This window comes from Pseudomonas synxantha (assembly GCF_900105675.1).
Taxonomy (GTDB): domain Bacteria; phylum Pseudomonadota; class Gammaproteobacteria; order Pseudomonadales; family Pseudomonadaceae; genus Aquipseudomonas; species Aquipseudomonas synxantha.
Genome location: NZ_LT629786.1, coordinates 102,202 through 120,689, shown reverse-complemented (window position 1 = coordinate 120,689; position 18,488 = coordinate 102,202). Strand labels below are relative to the sequence as shown.

9 protein-coding genes, 2 tRNA genes and 3 rRNA genes are annotated in these 18,488 nt (G+C 57.1%); 4 read left to right on the top strand and 10 right to left on the bottom strand.

Annotated elements, in window-relative coordinates; genetic code table 11:
• The first annotated feature begins 29 nt into the window (after window positions 1–29).
• The 3 genes from mksB to mksF are packed head-to-tail and all read left to right on the top strand — an operon-like array spanning window position 30 to window position 4,841.
• The gene (gene mksB / locus BLU48_RS00500) at window positions 30–1,307 is read left to right on the top strand and encodes an Mks condensin complex protein MksB (protein ID WP_057024816.1); all 1,278 of its coding nucleotides are present in this window, start codon (window positions 30–32) and stop codon (window positions 1,305–1,307) included.
• The gene (gene mksE, locus BLU48_RS00495) at window positions 1,297–2,004 is read left to right on the top strand and encodes an Mks condensin complex protein MksE (RefSeq protein ID WP_057024815.1); all 708 of its coding nucleotides are present in this window, start codon (window positions 1,297–1,299) and stop codon (window positions 2,002–2,004) included. The genes mksB and mksE overlap by 11 nt, the downstream gene beginning before the upstream one ends.
• Complete coding sequence (gene mksF / locus BLU48_RS00490) at window positions 2,001–4,841, top strand: Mks condensin complex protein MksF (RefSeq protein ID WP_057024814.1); 2,841 nt, start codon at window positions 2,001–2,003, stop codon at window positions 4,839–4,841. Before mksE ends, mksF begins: the two co-directional genes overlap by 4 nt.
• A gap of 171 nt (window positions 4,842–5,012) precedes the next feature.
• On the opposite strand, the gene BLU48_RS00485 is transcribed toward mksF, so the two are convergent.
• From BLU48_RS00485 to aptA, 10 genes are all read right to left on the bottom strand, one after another.
• A complete protein-coding gene (locus BLU48_RS00485; RefSeq protein ID WP_057024813.1) occupies window positions 5,013–7,316 on the bottom strand; it encodes a PqiB family protein in 2,304 nt (767 codons plus the stop codon).
• The gene (locus BLU48_RS00480) at window positions 7,309–7,932 is read right to left on the bottom strand and encodes a paraquat-inducible protein A (RefSeq protein WP_043051825.1); all 624 of its coding nucleotides are present in this window, start codon (window positions 7,930–7,932) and stop codon (window positions 7,309–7,311) included. Before BLU48_RS00480 ends, BLU48_RS00485 begins: the two co-directional genes overlap by 8 nt.
• Window positions 7,919–8,578, bottom strand: coding sequence for a paraquat-inducible protein A (locus BLU48_RS00475; protein ID WP_046070767.1), 660 nt, complete (start codon window positions 8,576–8,578; stop codon window positions 7,919–7,921). Before BLU48_RS00475 ends, BLU48_RS00480 begins: the two co-directional genes overlap by 14 nt.
• A gap of 183 nt (window positions 8,579–8,761) precedes the next feature.
• A 5S ribosomal RNA gene (rrf, locus tag BLU48_RS00470) occupies window positions 8,762–8,877 on the bottom strand.
• A 157-nt stretch (window positions 8,878–9,034) separates the two neighbouring features.
• A 23S ribosomal RNA gene (locus tag BLU48_RS00465) occupies window positions 9,035–11,926 on the bottom strand.
• 237 nt (window positions 11,927–12,163) lie between these two features.
• A tRNA-Ala gene (locus BLU48_RS00460) sits at window positions 12,164–12,239 on the bottom strand.
• Between the two features lie 10 nt (window positions 12,240–12,249).
• Window positions 12,250–12,326, bottom strand: a tRNA-Ile gene (locus BLU48_RS00455).
• A gap of 122 nt (window positions 12,327–12,448) precedes the next feature.
• A 16S ribosomal RNA gene (locus tag BLU48_RS00450) occupies window positions 12,449–13,985 on the bottom strand.
• Together the 16S, 23S and 5S rRNA genes with 2 tRNA genes alongside form the textbook arrangement of a ribosomal RNA operon.
• A gap of 572 nt (window positions 13,986–14,557) precedes the next feature.
• On the bottom strand, window positions 14,558–16,051 hold the full coding sequence (locus BLU48_RS00440) for a CoA-acylating methylmalonate-semialdehyde dehydrogenase (RefSeq protein ID WP_057025667.1): 1,494 nt from the start codon (window positions 16,049–16,051) through the stop codon (window positions 14,558–14,560).
• Window positions 16,052–16,090: 39 nt separating this feature from the next.
• Window positions 16,091–17,440: an omega-aminotransferase AptA gene (aptA, locus tag BLU48_RS00435; protein WP_057025668.1), complete on the bottom strand. Its 1,350-nt coding sequence runs from the start codon at window positions 17,438–17,440 to the stop codon at window positions 16,091–16,093.
• A 126-nt stretch (window positions 17,441–17,566) separates the two neighbouring features.
• Here aptA and BLU48_RS00430 point away from each other — a divergent pair, with 126 nt between their 5' ends.
• On the top strand, window positions 17,567–18,487 hold the full coding sequence (locus BLU48_RS00430; RefSeq protein ID WP_043051756.1) for a LysR family transcriptional regulator: 921 nt from the start codon (window positions 17,567–17,569) through the stop codon (window positions 18,485–18,487).
• Window position 18,488: the final 1 nt, after the last annotated feature.

Genomic DNA, 18,488 nt, shown 5'->3' with positions numbered 1-18,488 from the left:
TTTTAATCGCCAACCAGCCGGCCATTCCCATGATCGAACCCAAGCGCGTCCTGCGCGCCCTCGCCGAACACTGGGCCTTACTCGAGCCTCTGTGCGAACACTTCGACCAAGGCACACTGAGCCTTGCCGAGCTGCGCGCACAATTGGCCGCCCAACAACTGGACAGCACGCCCCAGGACATCACCAGCCTGCTGGACGTGTGGATTCGCCTGGATATCCTGGTGCCTGTGGCCAAGAGCCCGAACCGTTTCGAGCTCAACGCGCAGATCCATGACTTCCTCGCCTACCTGCGCAAGGAGCACCGGCTTGGCCTGTGCCTGGAAATCGAAGCCTACCTGCGCCACCTCGAGCGCCTGGCCGGTTATATCCAGGACGCCTTCGACATCCGCGACGGCCATGACCTGGCGCGGCAACTGCGCCTGCTGGACATGCGCGTGCGCGATGTGCTTAAAAAGCTCGCCAACGACGAACAGGCCCTCGCCGCCGTGGCCGACCGCGCCAAGACCAGCGACCGCCAGATCCCGTTGCGCCAGCGTTACGCAGAAGTCTTGGCGACCTGGGACGAATACGTCGAGCCGATGATCCAGCTGGTGAACGCCGACGGTGCCTTCGAGCAAGGTGTGCGCAAGGTCGAGAACGTGCTGCTGCGCATGCTTACCGAGCAACAGCGTCTTGGCCACTTGGTGGACGACGACATGCTGCTGCGTACCCACGCGCGCATCCTCGAAATGCAGACCAGCGCCCAGCTGACCTTGCGCCATGCGCGCGAGCTGCTGTTGCCGCTGCGCGAAGAAGCGCGCCGACACAACGCCGTGACCCGTGGCGCGGCGCTGGCCCTGTCGGCGATCCGCCGCAAGGGCCTGGACGCAGTGCCACAGGCTGCAATGCCGATGTTTACCCGGCCACAAAGCACCTTCCTGGGCAGTGCCAGCCAGGTCGAAGCTTATGTGTATGCCCTGGCGAATTTCGAGCCGAAACCGGCGCGTTTCCCCAAGGCGCACAAATCCCACAAGGGCGAAGCCCAGCGCGCGCCGCGTACGGTCAAGGAAATGCTCGAGCGCTGCGAAGACGCACTGCCGATGCCGGACCTGATGACCTGGCTGCTGGAGCAGGAACCGGACGGCGCTACAGACGAATTGCTGTACTGGTTTTCGCGCCTGTCCCGGGAGAAACGCTTCAAGCGCGAACGCCTGGAACGCCGCGATTACCACACCCACGAGCACCAGGTCAGCCTGCGCTCCTTCGCCCTGCTCCCGGCCGGCAGCGACGCCACCGAGAATTCTGCGAGCACGCCTTATGCATCTTGATCTATCCGAACTGTCCCAGCTGGCGCCGATCTTTCGCGAGCTGTTCAAGGGTTACCACGTCAGCCGCCGTGATCCGGAGCTGTACGCGCAACTGTCGAACTTCCAGGACCAGTACCGCACGCTGTTCAAGGCCCTGGGCTTCGAGCTGGTGTGCGATACCCGCGGTTTCTATTACTTCGTGCCGGATTCCGCCATTGCCAGCGCGCAGGTCAACAAGACGGCCCAGCGCCTGGCCTTGTTTACCTTCATCCTCGTCGAGCATCTGGCCGACCAGGGTCGCGACCCGATTGCCGTGCTCGACGGCGGCAGCCTGGGCCGCGATGAATTGCCTTCGCTGCTGGAGAAATACCGCGACCTGTTTATCCAGGCCGAAGTGCAGACCCAGGAAGAACTCGAAGAAAGAATCATGCGCCGCATGACCCAACTGGGTTTTGCCAGCGAAGACAATGGCATCTACCGCTTCCTGCCGCCGATGCACCGCTTCCTCGACGTGTGCCTCTCCGTGCAGCAGGACCGCGACCTTGCCGCCAGCGTTCACAGCGTACTGCCGCTGCCGGCGCCGGTGATCATCGACGAAGACAGCGATGAAAAACTGCTGGAGACCGATGACCCGCTGGACCTGAGCGCCTTCAATGAGGAAAGTGAAGAAGACGCCCTGGCCCGTGCCATTGCCGAAGAACAGGAGACCGACGCATGAGTAAGGAACGCTACGGCATCCGCCGCTTCGCCCTATTGAACACCGCCGGTTACAGCCTGGGCTTGTTCCCGCTGGAAGAACCGCTGTCGGTGTATGGCGCGAACAACCTGGGTAAATCCGCATCCATCAACGCCTTGCAGTTCCCGATCCTGGCGCGCATGTCGGACATGAGTTTCGGCAAGTACACCCTGGAACAATCGCGGCGCTTCTACTTTGCCACCGACACCAGTTACATCCTGGTGGAGGTCTCCCTGCCCCACGGCCCGCACGTCATCGGCGTGGTCGGGCGTGGGCCAGGCGGAGGTTTCGGTCACCAGTTCTTTGCCTATGCCGGCAAGCTCGACCTGGCCCACTACCAGAAAAACGACACCTGCCTGCGCCAGAAAGAACTGTTCACCAACCTTGAGCGCGAGGGTCTCAAAGCCTACGAACTCAAGCCTGATGAACTGCGGCGCTTGCTGGTGGGCGGCCATACATCGATCCCGCTGGACCTGACCCTGATCCCGCTGCGTTCCACCAGCGAACAGAGCCTGAAGACCTTCCGCGCGCTGTTCATCAACCTGTTGCACATGCGCGAAATTACGGCGGCCAAGCTCAAGCAGCTGTTCCTCGATGCGTTCGAACACAGCCTGCGCTCCGGCAGTGTCGACTACATCGCCGCGTGCGAAGAAGCTTTCCGCGATGTGCGACGCATGGAGCAGGACTACAACTCGCTGGTGGCGGCCGGGCCGTTGGTCGAGGCGCTGGCCAATGGCGTGAAACAGCGCGACGCCTTGCGCGGCAAACTGCATCGCCTGTCACCGTTGCTGGATTCATTGCTGGGCACCTGGTCGGACTACGCCAGTGCGCGCAAGGAAGAGCTGACCATTCAGGCCGAGCACTACCGCAACGAACAGGATGCGCTGCAGAACGACCAACGCGGTGGCACCCAGGAACTGATGCGTCTGGAGCGGGAAATCAGCGGCATCCAGCGCTGGTTGGGCGAATTGTCGGTGCTCAAGCATCGCTTCGCGCTGGTGAATGACGTCAAGGTGCTGGAGCAGCAATTGCTGGCCGCTAAGGATGCCCACGATGAACTGGCGGGCGCCTTGGCGCAGTCGCGGCAGTTCAGCGCCGAGGATCTGGACGAGCGTCTGCGCGACCTGGAAAAACGCTTGAAGTCCGTCAAGCAGCAGCTCGATCACGCCGACAACAACAGCTACGCCAAACTGCGCGAAGAATTCTCGCAGCAGGATGTCGAGCGCCTGATGCGCCTGTTCAACAGTTCGTTGTTCAGCCTGCCGCTGGGTGAGCATGGCATCACGCTGGACGAGGACGGCCAGTGGGTCAAATCCCTGGAACAGATCCTCGATGGCTTCAAGGGCGAACGCTTTGAAGTGCCGGGGCTGTCCATCGACATCTCGCACATCGAGCCTCCGGCCTTGCAGGCCCTGGCGGATCGCGCCGCATTGCGTGACCAGAAAGAGCGCCTGGAAAAAGAACTCAAGCAACTGAAAACCCAGCAGGTCGTGGTTTCCGACCGCGCCGCGAGCAAGACCCAGACCGAAGCGCTGTACCAGCAGGTGCTGGACGCCCAGAAGGCCTTGGAAGACTTCCGTCGCACCCAGACCCTGAGTGCCGAAGAAGGCGAAAAGCTCGAACAACTGGCGCAGATGGAAGCCGCCCAGGACGAGTTGAAGCGCTCCAGCGATGCGTTTACCGAGCGCGTGCAGCAACTGTCGGCCAAGCTGCAATTGGTCGGCCGCCAGATCGGCGACATGGAAGCCAAGCAACGTACGCTGGATGACGCGCTGCGTCGTCGCCAGCTGTTGCCGGCAGACCTGCCGTTCGGCACACCGTTCATGGACCCGGTCGACGACTCCATGGACAACCTGCTGCCGCTGCTCAATGACTATCAGGACAGCTGGCAGGGCTTGCTGCGCGCCGATGGTCAGATCGAAGCGCTGTACGCCCAGGTGCGCCTCAAGGGGGTGGCCAAGTTCGACAGTGAGGATGACGTCGAACGTCGCCTGCAACTGCTGATCAACGCCTATGCGCACCGTACCGACGAGGCGCTGACCCTCGGCAAGGCTCGGCGTGCGGCGGTCACCGATATTGCCCGGACCCTGCGCAACATCCGCAGCGACTACGACAGCCTGGAACACCAGCTGGCGCTGTTCAACCGCGAGATCAACAAGCGCCAGGTCTCCAACCTGCAAAGCTTCCGCATCGTGCTGGCGCCGAACAAGGAAGCCCTCAAGCATATCGACCAGATCATCCACAGTGCCGGCCAGTATGAAGAAGGCGAGACGCTGTCGGTGTTCGACCTCAGCCAGAGCGCCGAGCAGGACAACAAGAACGAAGAGGCCAAGGAATACCTGGCACGCCTGGTGGCTGCCAACCATAACCAACTGGGCCTAAAGGATCTGTTCGAACTGGCGTTCGAGATCACCAAGGTACACGGCCAGCCGGTAATCCATACCGACATCGACGGTGCGGCTTCCAACGGCACCACCATGACCATCAAGGCGCTGACCAACATGTACTTGTTGTTGCACCTGATGGACCGTGACCAGGCTGGTCGTGTGCGTTTGCCGTACTACCTCGACGAAGCGGCAGACATCGATGAGAAGAACCAGGCCGCATTGCTGGAAACCAGCCTGCAACTGGGCTTTGTGCCGATCCTGGCGAGTGTGAAGCCGCAGGTGTCCGCCCAGGTGGCGATCGATCTGGAAGGCGGCAGCGGGCCGAACGGCATCTACATCGATGAGGCGGACTGGAAGTACATCCGTCGCCATGATGTGGTGAAGGCGACAGTGAATGTGCAGGCGGACGAGCCGGAGCTGGATGAGGTCTGACGTGTTGCGCTGAAATGCAAAAAGGCCGCGATCTTATGGATCGCGGCCTTTTTTTGTGAGGTTTGCGGTGATTTTCAGGGCCTCATCGGGGGCAAGCCCCCTCCCACACTCTGATTTGTGAATACAGTCAAAATGTGGGAGGGGGCTTGCCCCCGATGGCCGCGCCTCGGTCTATTTGCCCAGCGGGATCTTAGGCGCCCAGGTCAGCCACTCATCTTCAAATTTGTCGAACAATGGGAACGTCTGCTGCGGCCGCGCCGGATTGCCCATGCGCTCACCATCAGGTGTGGCAAAGGCAATACCGCCGGCCACCAACGTCTCCAGGGACTCGGTGCGCACCGTGGCACCTTTGAACAGGCCGAAGTCGAGCCCGAAACCGCTGGTGTTCCAGAAGCGGCTGCCACTGCGTACCAGTGGCGCGTATTTGGGTTCGATCAGGATGTGCACCAGCACACGGTCGGCGGTTTGGCCCAACTCATAGCCGGTAACTTTGCCCACGGTGACTTCGCGGTAGGTGACCGGCACGCCTTCCTTCAACGAACCACGGCGAGCGGCGCTGAGTGTCAGGCTCAGGCCCGCTTCCTGATGCACTGCTTCAGGTGGCTGGGCCAGGGCGACAAAACTCTTCTGCGGGCCGGCATTTTTCGTCGCCGGTTGCACCTCGATGTATTGGCCGGTGACCAGGGTTTCCAGGTTGGCCGTCTTCATCAGCCCCAGTTCAGGCTTGACCACCCAGAACTGGCTGCCAGAACGAGCGATGCGATCCGCCACTTGGGTGATACGCGCTTTGAGCAGTACCGATTGCATGTCGGCACTGAGATCGACGCTCTCGATCTTACCCACATCCAGGCCCTTGAAGCGTACCGGCGTGCCTGGACTCAGGCCGTCGGCGCGGTCGACCTTGATGGTCACCAGGGTCCCGTGCTGGTTGGCGGCCTCACGGTCAGCAAACAGACGGAAGCGCGGGATGCGGCGTTTGAGCGGCACATTCGGTTCCGGCGTTTCGAAGGCGATACCGCCGGCCATCAGGCTGGCCAGGGATTCACTCTTGACCTGAATGCCGCCGGTAAGCCCGCCGGTGAGGGTAACGCCGCTGGCATTCCAGAAACGCGTGGAGCCGTTGACCAGGCTTTCATATTCCTTCTCGATATGAACGCCGATCACCAATTGTTTTTTCTTGCGCGAAAACTGGTAGCTCTGTACCGAACCGACCTTGACCTGCTTGTACAGAATCGGGCTGCCGACATCCAGCGAGCCCAGGCTGTCGGTGAGCAACACCATGTGCAGGCCTGGGGAGCGCAGGTCCAAAGGCGGCGCCTTGGCACGAGCCACGTATTCCCGCTGGGGCGGCGTACCTTTGTCACCCGGACGGATGGCGATGTAGTTGCCTTTGACCAGTGCCTCCAGGCCAGTGATACCAGCCAGGGAGATGGACGGCTTGACCACCCAGAATTGCGTGTCCTGAACCAAGTAATCTTCGGCCAATGGATCAAGAGTCAACTCGGCGCTGGCACTGGACAGGTCCGGGTCGATCTTCAGGGTTTTCAGGCTGCCGACCTGAATGCCCTTGTACATGACCGGAGTCCGGCCGGCCTGCAGGCCTTCGAAGTCGGTGAGCTTGACCTTGACCTTGATACCCGCTGCGGCGGCATCGAAATCTTCGTATAGGCGGAACGGCAGGCTCGGGTCGGTGGGCGGGCTGTCTTTGCGATTCTCCGGCGTGGCAAAGGCGATGCCGCCTGCAACGATGCTGGACAGCGATTCGCTGCGCACCTTCACCCCGGAGAGATTGGCGTCGATGCTGATGCCGCTGGCGTTCCAGAAGCGCGTGTGTTTGCGCACCAAATTGGCGTAGGTTGGCTCAATATAGACCTTGATCTCGACGATACTCTGGTCTTCAGACAACAGGTAGCTTTTGACCTGGCCGACCTGAATCTGCTTGTAGAACACCGGGCTGCCGCGGTTCAGCGAGCCCAGGCGGTCGGCCTTGAGGGTCAGGTGCAAGCCGGGCTTGGCATCGGATAACGGTGGTTCTTCGGAGAGTGCCTTGAATTTGCGCGTTGGCTCGCCATCGCCTGGGCTGGCGGCGATGTAGTTACCCGAGACCAGGGTCTCCAGGCCGGTAATGCCGGCCAGGCTGACGCTGGGCTTGACCAACCAGAAGCGGGTGTTGGTCTTGAGGTATTGTTCGACATCCTTGTTCATCTCGATGGTAGCAATCACCCCGCGATTGCTGCCCTCGTCATCCAGGGCCAAGGCTTTGACCTTGCCTACGGTCATGCCTTTGTAAACCACTTCGGTCTTGTTGACCTGGATACCTTCGCCGCTCTCGAAGCGAACCTGGATCTCGATGCCTTGCTGGGAATAGGCACGCCATCCCAGCCAGCCGCCGATGATCAGGGCAATCAGGGGCAACACCCAAATGGCCGACCAATTGGAGGCTGGGCGGGTTTTAGCTTTAGGCAATTCACTCATGGTCGTCGTCCGACTCCGTGTTATCCCAAATCAGTCGGGGATCGAAAGTTACTGCGGCAAGCATCGTCAAGATCACCACACTGGCGAATGCTGCAGCACCGAGATTGGCCTCGACACTGGCAAGTCGCCCAAAGTTAACGACCGCCACCAGGATGGCGATCACGAAGATATCCAGCATGGACCAGCGGCCAATGAATTCGATAAAGCGGTACATCACAATGCGTTGTTGCGCGGACAGCGGTTGGTGACGCTGCACCGAGAACAGCAGCAGGCCGATGCCTACCAACTTGAACGTCGGCACCAGGATACTGGCGATGAATACCACAGCGGCGATGGGAAACATCCCGTGCTGCACCAGCTGGATCACACCGGCCATGATGGTACTGGGATCGCCTTGGCCGAGGGAGTTCACGGTCATGATTGGTAACAGGTTGGCGGGGATATACAGAATCGCCGCGGTCACCAGTAATGCCCAAGTGCGTGTAAGGCTGTTGGGACGCCGAGCATGGATCAACGCACCGCAACGGGTGCAGAGCTGCTCGTCGGCATCCGCTTCCTGCTTGTTCAATTCATGGCATTCGGTACACACCAGAATGCCTGCATCAATCGCCCGCATGTTCATCCTCTCCTGAGAGTGCTCGCCAGACCTGGTGGGGCGACATCACCACCTCCAGCAGTACTTGAACCATTAATAGACTGATGAAACAGGCCAGGCCCAGGCCGACCGTAATGGAAGCCATGTCGGCAAGTTTTACGATTGCCACCAGCACGCCCATCAAGTAGACCTCCAACATCCCCCAATCCTTCATGTGGTGGTAGATGCGGTACAGCAGCAGCCCATAACTGCGGCCGATCTTCCAGCGAATGCTGAGCAGCACGGCTAATTGGCAGAGCAGCTTGAGCAAAGGAATGCCCATGCTGCACAGGAACACCACTACGGCAACGCCTTGCATGCCGGAATCAAACAGGCCGACAACGCCGCTCCATACAGTGTCCTGCGAGGTCTGTCCGAGTAGATTGAGCTGCATGATGGGCAGAAAGTTCGCAGGGACGTACAGCAGTAGGGCTGCGAGCACCAAGGCCAGGCTTCGTTCGACGACATTGTGGCGATGAGCGTACAGCTCGTAACCACAACGCGGGCATTGGGCTTTTTCGCCGCGGGCGAGCATTGGCTTGCGCATCAGCAAGTCGCACTCATGGCATGCCACCAGGTCGTCCAGTGGTAAGTCTGACGCCTCAATGGCATCAACCGGATCGGGCATAGATAGGGCTCTGACTCTAAAAATGGTTAGGTGGCTATTCTAGTGGTCTGGTTCAGAAATAACTGTGCAATTTTGTCGGGCTGGGTGGGAGAGAGTGCCAGGCGTATGGGGACATCGTGGACACTTTCCGAGCGCCCAAAACAAAACCCCAACTGCTTTCGCAATTGGGGTTCTGGAATTTAATCTTGACGATGACCTACTCTCACATGGGGAAACCCCACACTACCATCGGCGATGCATCGTTTCACTACTGAGTTCGGGATGGGATCAGGTGGTTCCAATGCTCTATGGTCGTCAAGAAATTCGGGTACTGAGTCGTGGCCAGCTGGCCTCGCTTCAGCAAATTGGGTATGTGACAGTTGTCGGTGCTTTGTGAGCGTCGAACTTTCGGTTCATTTCGTCTTCACACACCGCAATCTGATGCTCGTTAGAGTAGTCAAATTGCTTGGGTGTTATATGGTCAAGCCTCACGGGCAATTAGTATTGGTTAGCTCAACGCCTCACAGCGCTTACACACCCAACCTATCAACGTCGTAGTCTTCGACGGCCCTTCAGGGGACTCAAGGTCCCAGTGAGATCTCATCTTGAGGCTAGTTTCCCGCTTAGATGCTTTCAGCGGTTATCTATTCCGAACATAGCTACCCGGCAATGCCACTGGCGTGACAACCGGAACACCAGAGGTTCGTCCACTCCGGTCCTCTCGTACTAGGAGCAGCCCCTCTCAAATCTCAAACGTCCACGGCAGATAGGGACCGAACTGTCTCACGACGTTCTAAACCCAGCTCGCGTACCACTTTAAATGGCGAACAGCCATACCCTTGGGACCGGCTTCAGCCCCAGGATGTGATGAGCCGACATCGAGGTGCCAAACACCGCCGTCGATATGAACTCTTGGGCGGTATCAGCCTGTTATCCCCGGAGTACCTTTTATCCGTTGAGCGATGGCCCTTCCATACAGAACCACCGGATCACTAAGACCTACTTTCGTACCTGCTCGACGTGTCTGTCTCGCAGTCAAGCGCGCTTTTGCCTTTATACTCTACGACCGATTTCCGACCGGTCTGAGCGCACCTTCGTACTCCTCCGTTACTCTTTAGGAGGAGACCGCCCCAGTCAAACTACCCACCATACACTGTCCTCGATCCGGATAACGGACCTGAGTTAGAACCTCAAAGTTGCCAGGGTGGTATTTCAAGGTTGGCTCCACGCAGACTGGCGTCCACGCTTCAAAGCCTCCCACCTATCCTACACAAGCAAATTCAAAGTCCAGTGCAAAGCTATAGTAAAGGTTCACGGGGTCTTTCCGTCTAGCCGCGGATACACTGCATCTTCACAGCGATTTCAATTTCACTGAGTCTCGGGTGGAGACAGCGCCGCCATCGTTACGCCATTCGTGCAGGTCGGAACTTACCCGACAAGGAATTTCGCTACCTTAGGACCGTTATAGTTACGGCCGCCGTTTACCGGGGCTTCGATCAAGAGCTTCGCGTTAGCTAACCCCATCAATTAACCTTCCGGCACCGGGCAGGCGTCACACCCTATACGTCCACTTTCGTGTTTGCAGAGTGCTGTGTTTTTAATAAACAGTCGCAGCGGCCTGGTATCTTCGACCGGCATGAGCTTACGGAGCAAGTCCTTCACCCTCACCGGCGCACCTTCTCCCGAAGTTACGGTGCCATTTTGCCTAGTTCCTTCACCCGAGTTCTCTCAAGCGCCTTGGTATTCTCTACCCAACCACCTGTGTCGGTTTGGGGTACGGTTCCTGGTTACCTGAAGCTTAGAAGCTTTTCTTGGAAGCATGGCATCAACCACTTCGTCATCTAAAAGATGACTCGTCATCAGCTCTCGGCCTTAAGATCCCGGATTTACCTAAGATCTCAGCCTACCACCTTAAACTTGGACAACCAACGCCAAGCTGGCCTAGCCTTCTCCGTCCCTCCATCGCAATAACCAGAAGTACAGGAATATTAACCTGTTTTCCATCGACTACGCTTTTCAGCCTCGCCTTAGGGACCGACTAACCCTGCGTCGATTAACGTTGCGCAGGAAACCTTGGTCTTTCGGCGTGGGTGTTTTTCACACCCATTGTCGTTACTCATGTCAGCATTCGCACTTCTGATACCTCCAGCAAGCTTCTCAACTCACCTTCACAGGCTTACAGAACGCTCCTCTACCGCATCACTTACGTGATACCCGTAGCTTCGGTGTATGGTTTGAGCCCCGTTACATCTTCCGCGCAGGCCGACTCGACTAGTGAGCTATTACGCTTTCTTTAAAGGGTGGCTGCTTCTAAGCCAACCTCCTAGCTGTCTAAGCCTTCCCACATCGTTTCCCACTTAACCATAACTTTGGGACCTTAGCTGACGGTCTGGGTTGTTTCCCTTTTCACGACGGACGTTAGCACCCGCCGTGTGTCTCCCATGCTCGGCACTTGTAGGTATTCGGAGTTTGCATCGGTTTGGTAAGTCGGGATGACCCCCTAGCCGAAACAGTGCTCTACCCCCTACAGTGATACATGAGGCGCTACCTAAATAGCTTTCGAGGAGAACCAGCTATCTCCGAGCTTGATTAGCCTTTCACTCCGATCCACAGGTCATCCGCTAACTTTTCAACGGTAGTCGGTTCGGTCCTCCAGTTAGTGTTACCCAACCTTCAACCTGCCCATGGATAGATCGCCCGGTTTCGGGTCTATTCCCAGCGACTAGACGCCCTATTAAGACTCGCTTTCGCTACGCCTCCCCTATTCGGTTAAGCTCGCCACTGAAAATAAGTCGCTGACCCATTATACAAAAGGTACGCAGTCACCCAACAAAGTGGGCTCCCACTGCTTGTACGCATACGGTTTCAGGATCTATTTCACTCCCCTCTCCGGGGTTCTTTTCGCCTTTCCCTCACGGTACTAGTTCACTATCGGTCAGTCAGTAGTATTTAGCCTTGGAGGATGGTCCCCCCATATTCAGACAAAGTTTCTCGTGCTCCGTCCTACTCGATTTCATGACTAAGAGATTTTCGCGTACAGGGCTATCACCCACTATGGCCGCACTTTCCAGAGCGTTCCGCTAATCTCAAAGCCACTTAAGGGCTAGTCCCCGTTCGCTCGCCACTACTAAGGGAATCTCGGTTGATTTCTTTTCCTCAGGGTACTTAGATGTTTCAGTTCCCCTGGTTCGCCTCTTGCACCTATGTATTCAGTACAAGATAACCATCTTATGATGGCTGGGTTCCCCCATTCAGACATCTCCGGATCAAAGTCTGTTTGCCGACTCCCCGAAGCTTTTCGCAGGCTACCACGTCTTTCATCGCCTCTGACTGCCAAGGCATCCACCGTATGCGCTTCTTCACTTGACCATATAACCCCAAGCAATCTGGTTATACTGTGAAGACGACATTCGCCGAAAATTCGAATTTCTCAATTAAGAGAACTCACAAATTTTACCTTAGCCTGATCCGTTACCAGTGAAAGTAACGTTCAGTCTATCTTTCTATCACATACCCAAATTTTTAAAGAACGATCTAATCAAAGACTAGAAATCAATATTCGTTTCAGAATATTCATTTCTAAACTCTAACAGCAGAAGCAGTTAATGGTGGAGCCAAACGGGATCGAACCGTTGACCTCCTGCGTGCAAGGCAGGCGCTCTCCCAGCTGAGCTATGGCCCCATAACAAAATTGGTGGGTCTGGGCAGATTCGAACTGCCGACCTCACCCTTATCAGGGGTGCGCTCTAACCAACTGAGCTACAGACCCAATTTCGAGCGCAACTGATTAGCTAAGAGCTATCAGCTTGGAGCTTAAAGCTGCTTCTATCGTCTTCTTCAATGAATCAAGCAATTCGTGTGGGAACTTATGGAGCAGCTGATGTCGTCGATTAAGGAGGTGATCCAGCCGCAGGTTCCCCTACGGCTACCTTGTTACGACTTCACCCCAGTCATGAATCACACCGTGGTAACCGTCCTCCCGAAGGTTAGACTAGCTACTTCTGGTGCAACCCACTCCCATGGTGTGACGGGCGGTGTGTACAAGGCCCGGGAACGTATTCACCGCGACATTCTGATTCGCGATTACTAGCGATTCCGACTTCACGCAGTCGAGTTGCAGACTGCGATCCGGACTACGATCGGTTTTCTGGGATTAGCTCCACCTCGCGGCTTGGCAACCCTCTGTACCGACCATTGTAGCACGTGTGTAGCCCAGGCCGTAAGGGCCATGATGACTTGACGTCATCCCCACCTTCCTCCGGTTTGTCACCGGCAGTCTCCTTAGAGTGCCCACCATTACGTGCTGGTAACTAAGGACAAGGGTTGCGCTCGTTACGGGACTTAACCCAACATCTCACGACACGAGCTGACGACAGCCATGCAGCACCTGTCTCAATGTTCCCGAAGGCACCAATCTATCTCTAGAAAGTTCATTGGATGTCAAGGCCTGGTAAGGTTCTTCGCGTTGCTTCGAATTAAACCACATGCTCCACCGCTTGTGCGGGCCCCCGTCAATTCATTTGAGTTTTAACCTTGCGGCCGTACTCCCCAGGCGGTCAACTTAATGCGTTAGCTGCGCCACTAAGAGCTCAAGGCTCCCAACGGCTAGTTGACATCGTTTACGGCGTGGACTACCAGGGTATCTAATCCTGTTTGCTCCCCACGCTTTCGCACCTCAGTGTCAGTATTAGTCCAGGTGGTCGCCTTCGCCACTGGTGTTCCTTCCTATATCTACGCATTTCACCGCTACACAGGAAATTCCACCACCCTCTACCATACTCTAGTCAGTCAGTTTTGAATGCAGTTCCCAGGTTGAGCCCGGGGATTTCACATCCAACTTAACAAACCACCTACGCGCGCTTTACGCCCAGTAATTCCGATTAACGCTTGCACCCTCTGTATTACCGCGGCTGCTGGCACAGAGTTAGCCGGTGCTTATTCTGTCGGTAACGTCAAAATTGCAGAGTATTAATCTACAACCCTTCCTCCCAACTTAAAGTGCTTTACAATCCGAAGACCTTCTTCACACACGCGGCATGGCTGGATCAGGCTTTCGCCCATTGTCCAATATTCCCCACTGCTGCCTCCCGTAGGAGTCTGGACCGTGTCTCAGTTCCAGTGTGACTGATCATCCTCTCAGACCAGTTACGGATCGTCGCCTTGGTGAGCCATTACCCCACCAACTAGCTAATCCGACCTAGGCTCATCTGATAGCGCAAGGCCCGAAGGTCCCCTGCTTTCTCCCGTAGGACGTATGCGGTATTAGCGTCCGTTTCCGAACGTTATCCCCCACTACCAGGCAGATTCCTAGGCATTACTCACCCGTCCGCCGCTCTCAAGAGAAGCAAGCTTCTCTCTACCGCTCGACTTGCATGTGTTAGGCCTGCCGCCAGCGTTCAATCTGAGCCATGATCAAACTCTTCAGTTCAAACATCTTTGGGTTTTTAAGAAAACCTAAACTTGGCTCAGCAATCGTTGGTTACATCTTTGATTTCTCGCGGAGTAACTTGTGATGCTGATAATCTTGTTGACTATCAGTCTGACTCCACAAGCACCCACACGAATTGCTTGATTCAGTTGTTAAAGAGCGGTTGGTTAAGAGCTTTCGTCTCAACCGAGGCGCGCATTCTACAGCAGCCTCATTTGCTGTCAAGTGATTATTTTCAGAAGTTTTCGAAGATTTCTTCAACAACTTCAACCACTTGCGCTTCTGATCTCTCATCAGCGGGAGGCGAATTCTACAGCATTACACGCTGCTGTCAACACCTCTTTTTCAACTTCCTTTGGGCTTCGATGAACTGAAGCTACTTGCTGCCGAAAACTTCATAACTCATTGTTTACCAAGGAGTTTTCCGTTTCGACTGCGCCGGAAGTGGGGCGAATTATAGGCTTCCAGAATCTGCCGTCAACCTTCTTTTTCACATTTCTGTCATATGGGTCAAAAAAGCCCCGAAAACGCGAAAGCCGGCCCGAAGGAGCCGGCTTTCCACTTACCGAGCCTTACAGACTAGGAAAGGCGAACTGCGACGCTTCATGGCTAGCCCGTTGCGGCCAACGCTGGGTAATCGCCTTGCGACGGGTGTAGAAACGCACTCCGTCCGGCCCGTAGGCATGCAGATCGCCAAACAGCGAGCGCTTCCAACCACCAAAGCTGTGATAGGCAACCGGAACCGGCAGCGGCACATTGACCCCCACCATGCCCACTTCAATCTCGTCACAGAACAGCCGCGCCGCCTCACCATCACGAGTAAAGATGCAGGTGCCATTGCCATATTCGTGATCATTGATCAGCTGCATTGCAGCTTCCAGGCTGTCGACCCGCACCACACACAGCACCGGTCCGAAGATTTCTTCTTTATAGATGCGCATCTCAGGGGTCACGCGATCGAACAGACTGCCACCGAGGAAGAAGCCTTGCTCATGCCCGGCAATGCTCAAGCCGCGACCATCAACCACCAACTCCGCACCCGCAGCCACACCTTCTTCTATGTAGCCACTGACCTTATCCCGCGCCTGGCCCGTCACCAATGGCCCCATATCCAGGCCACAAGAGGTCCCCGCACCAATTTTCAACGCCTTGACCTGCGGCACCAACTTGGCGATCAACGCATCCGCCACTTGATCGCCGACGCACACAGCCACCGAAATCGCCATGCAACGCTCACCGCAAGAACCATACGCCGCCCCCATCAAGGCACTCACGGCATTATCCAGATCTGCATCCGGCATCAGCACTGCGTGATTCTTCGCCCCGCCCAACGCTTGTACGCGCTTGCCGCGCTTGGTCGCTTCGGAATAGATGTACTCGGCAATCGGCGTCGAGCCTACAAAGCTCAAGGCTTTTACTTCCGGCGCTTCGATCAATGCATCCACCGCACCCTTGTCGCCGTGCACCACACTCAGTACACCTTTAGGCAAGCCGGCCTCCTGCAACAGTTGCGCGATCAACAGCGTCGAGCTTGGATCACGTTCGGACGGCTTAAGGATGAAACAGTTACCGCACACAATCGCCAGCGGGTACATCCACAACGGCACCATGGCCGGGAAGTTGAACGGCGTAATCCCCGCCACCACGCCCAACGGCTGGAAGTCCGACCACGCATCAATGTTAGGCCCCACGTTACGGCTGTACTCACCCTTGAGAATCTCCGGTGCCGAGCACGCGTACTCCACGTTCTCGATCCCGCGCTTGAGCTCGCCCGCCGCGTCTTCCAAAGTCTTGCCGTGTTCTTCGCTGATCAACTGCGAGATACGCGCTTCGTTCTGCTCCAGCAATTGCTTGAAACGGAACATCACCTGCGCACGCTTGGCCGGCGGCGTATTACGCCAGGCGGGGAACGCCGCCTTGGCCGAGTCGATCGCACTTTGAATGGTTTCGCGACTGGCCAACGGCACCTGGTGAATCACCTGGCCCGTGGATGGGTTGTACACATCGGCGGTACGGCCACTGTCGCTGACCAACTGGCCGTTGATCAAATGCTGGATAAGGCTCATGCAGGGCTCCTGAAAAATTGTTCTATATAGAAGGAAAAATCAGTCGATCTTGTTCAGCACTTCACCGACCGCGTCAAACAGACGATCCAGATCCTGCGGCTTGCTGTTGAACGTTGGCCCGAACTGCAGGGTGTCACCGCCAAAGCGAACGTAGAAACCGGCTTTCCACAAGGCCATGCCAGCCTCGAATGGCCGCACGATGGCATCCCCGTCACGCGGGGCAATCTGGATCGCACCGGCCAGACCGTAGTTACGGATGTCGATCACATTCTTGCTGCCCTTCAGACCGTGCAGCGCATTCTCAAAGTGCGGCGCGACTTCGGCTACGCTCTGCACCAGGTTTTCCTTTTGCAACAGGTCCAATGCCGCCAGGCCAGCCGCGCAAGCCACCGGGTGCGCCGAGTAGGTGTAACCGTGGGGGAATTCCACGGCGTACTCCGGAGTCGCCTGGTTCATGAAGGTCTGATAGATCTCGCTGCTGGCAATCACCGCGCCCATCGGAATCGCACCATTGGTGACCTGCTTGGCGATGCACATCAGGTCTGGGGTCACGCCGAAGCTGTCGGCGCCGAACATCGAGCCGGTACGGCCGAAACCGGTGATCACTTCGTCGAACACCAACAGGATATTGTGCTGATCGCAAATCTCACGCAGACGCTTGAGGTAACCCTGTGGCGGCACCAGCACGCCAGCGGAACCGGCCATCGGCTCGACAAACACTGCCGCGATGTTCGACGCGTCATGCAGCTCGATCAACTTGAGCAATTCATCGGCCAGCGCAATACCGCCCTGCTCCGGCATACCACGGGAGAACGCATTGCTCGCCAGCAAGGTGTGAGGCAGATGGTCAACATCCATCATCGCCTGGCCAAACAACTTACGGTTACCGTTGACGCCGCCCAGGCTGGTACCAGCGATATTCACACCGTGGTAGCCGCGGGCGCGTCCGATCATCTTGGTCTTGGTGGCCTGGCCTTTCAGGCGCCAGTAAGCGCGCACCATCTTCACTGCGGTATCGGCACACTCGGAGCCGGAGTCGGTGAAGAACACGTGATTCAGGTTGCCTGGGGTCAAGTCGGTAATCTTTTCCGCCAGCTGGAAAGACAACGGATGACCGTATTGGAAACCTGGAGAATAGTCCAAGGTACCCAGTTGCTTGGTCACGGCTTCCTGGATTTCCTTGCGCGTATGCCCGGCGCCACAGGTCCACAGCCCCGACAACGAATCGTAGACCTTGCGCCCCTTGTCATCAGTCAACCAACTGCCTTCGGCGGCCACGATCAGGCGCGGGTCACGCTGGAAGTTACGGTTGGCGGTGTAGGGCATCCAGTGCGCGTCCAACTTCAGTTGGCTGGCCAGGGACGATGGGGCGTTTTCGGGCATGTTCATCAGCAAAACCTCGCAAGGCAAAAGGCAGCGTCGGGATCGGAAAAGCGTTGTTGCAGCTAAATTGCCACGGGGCTAAAGTCGATGAAATCCAACTCTTCTAACCTTCAGTCAGGACTTCACTAAACTATGAGCAGCCGTCGTCCCGACCCTTTGGCGCAAGTCAGCGACTTTGATATTCGCTTGTTGCGCATTTTTCGCAGCGTGGTGGAGTGCGGCGGCTTCTCGGCAGCGGAAGCCGTGCTCGGCATCGGCCGCTCGGCGATCAGCCAACAGATGAGCGACCTTGAGCAGCGCCTCGGGCTAAGGCTCTGCCAACGCGGCCGCGCCGGGTTTTCACTGACCGAGGAAGGTCGCGAGGTCTATCAGTCAGCCCTGCAATTATTGAGCGCCCTGGAAAGCTTTCGCACTGAGGTCAACGGCCTGCACCAGCACCTGCGCGGCGAATTGATCATCGGCCTTACCGACAACCTTGTCACCCTGCCCCATATGCGCATCACCCATGCACTGGCACAGTTGAAGGAGCGAGGCCCGGACGTGCAAATCCAGATCCGCATGATCGCCCCCAATGAGGTGGAGCAAGGTGTGCTCGACGGGCGCCTGCACGTCGGCGTCGTGCCCCAGGCCAGCGCGCTGTCGGGCCTGGAGTACCAGCCGCTGTACAGCGAACGCTCGCTACTCTACTGCGCAGTCGGCCACCCATTGTTTTATGCCGATAACAAACAGCTGGAAGACGAACGCATCGACGACCAGGACGCCATAGCTCCTACCTTCCGCCTGCCCGCGCAGATCCAGGCCCACTACCAGGCGCTAAACTGCACCGCCAGTGCTTCGGACCGTGAAGGCATGGCGTTTTTGATCCTTACCGGCCGCTACATCGGCTACTTGCCCGACCACTACGCCAGCTTGTGGGTGCAACAAGGCCGACTGCGCGCACTGAAACCAGCTACACGTTTTTACGATTTGAGCCTGGCATCGGTCACACGCAAGGGTCGGCGCCCTCATTTGGTGCTGGAAAGCTTCCTGGAAAGCCTGGCCGCAACCCGCTAAC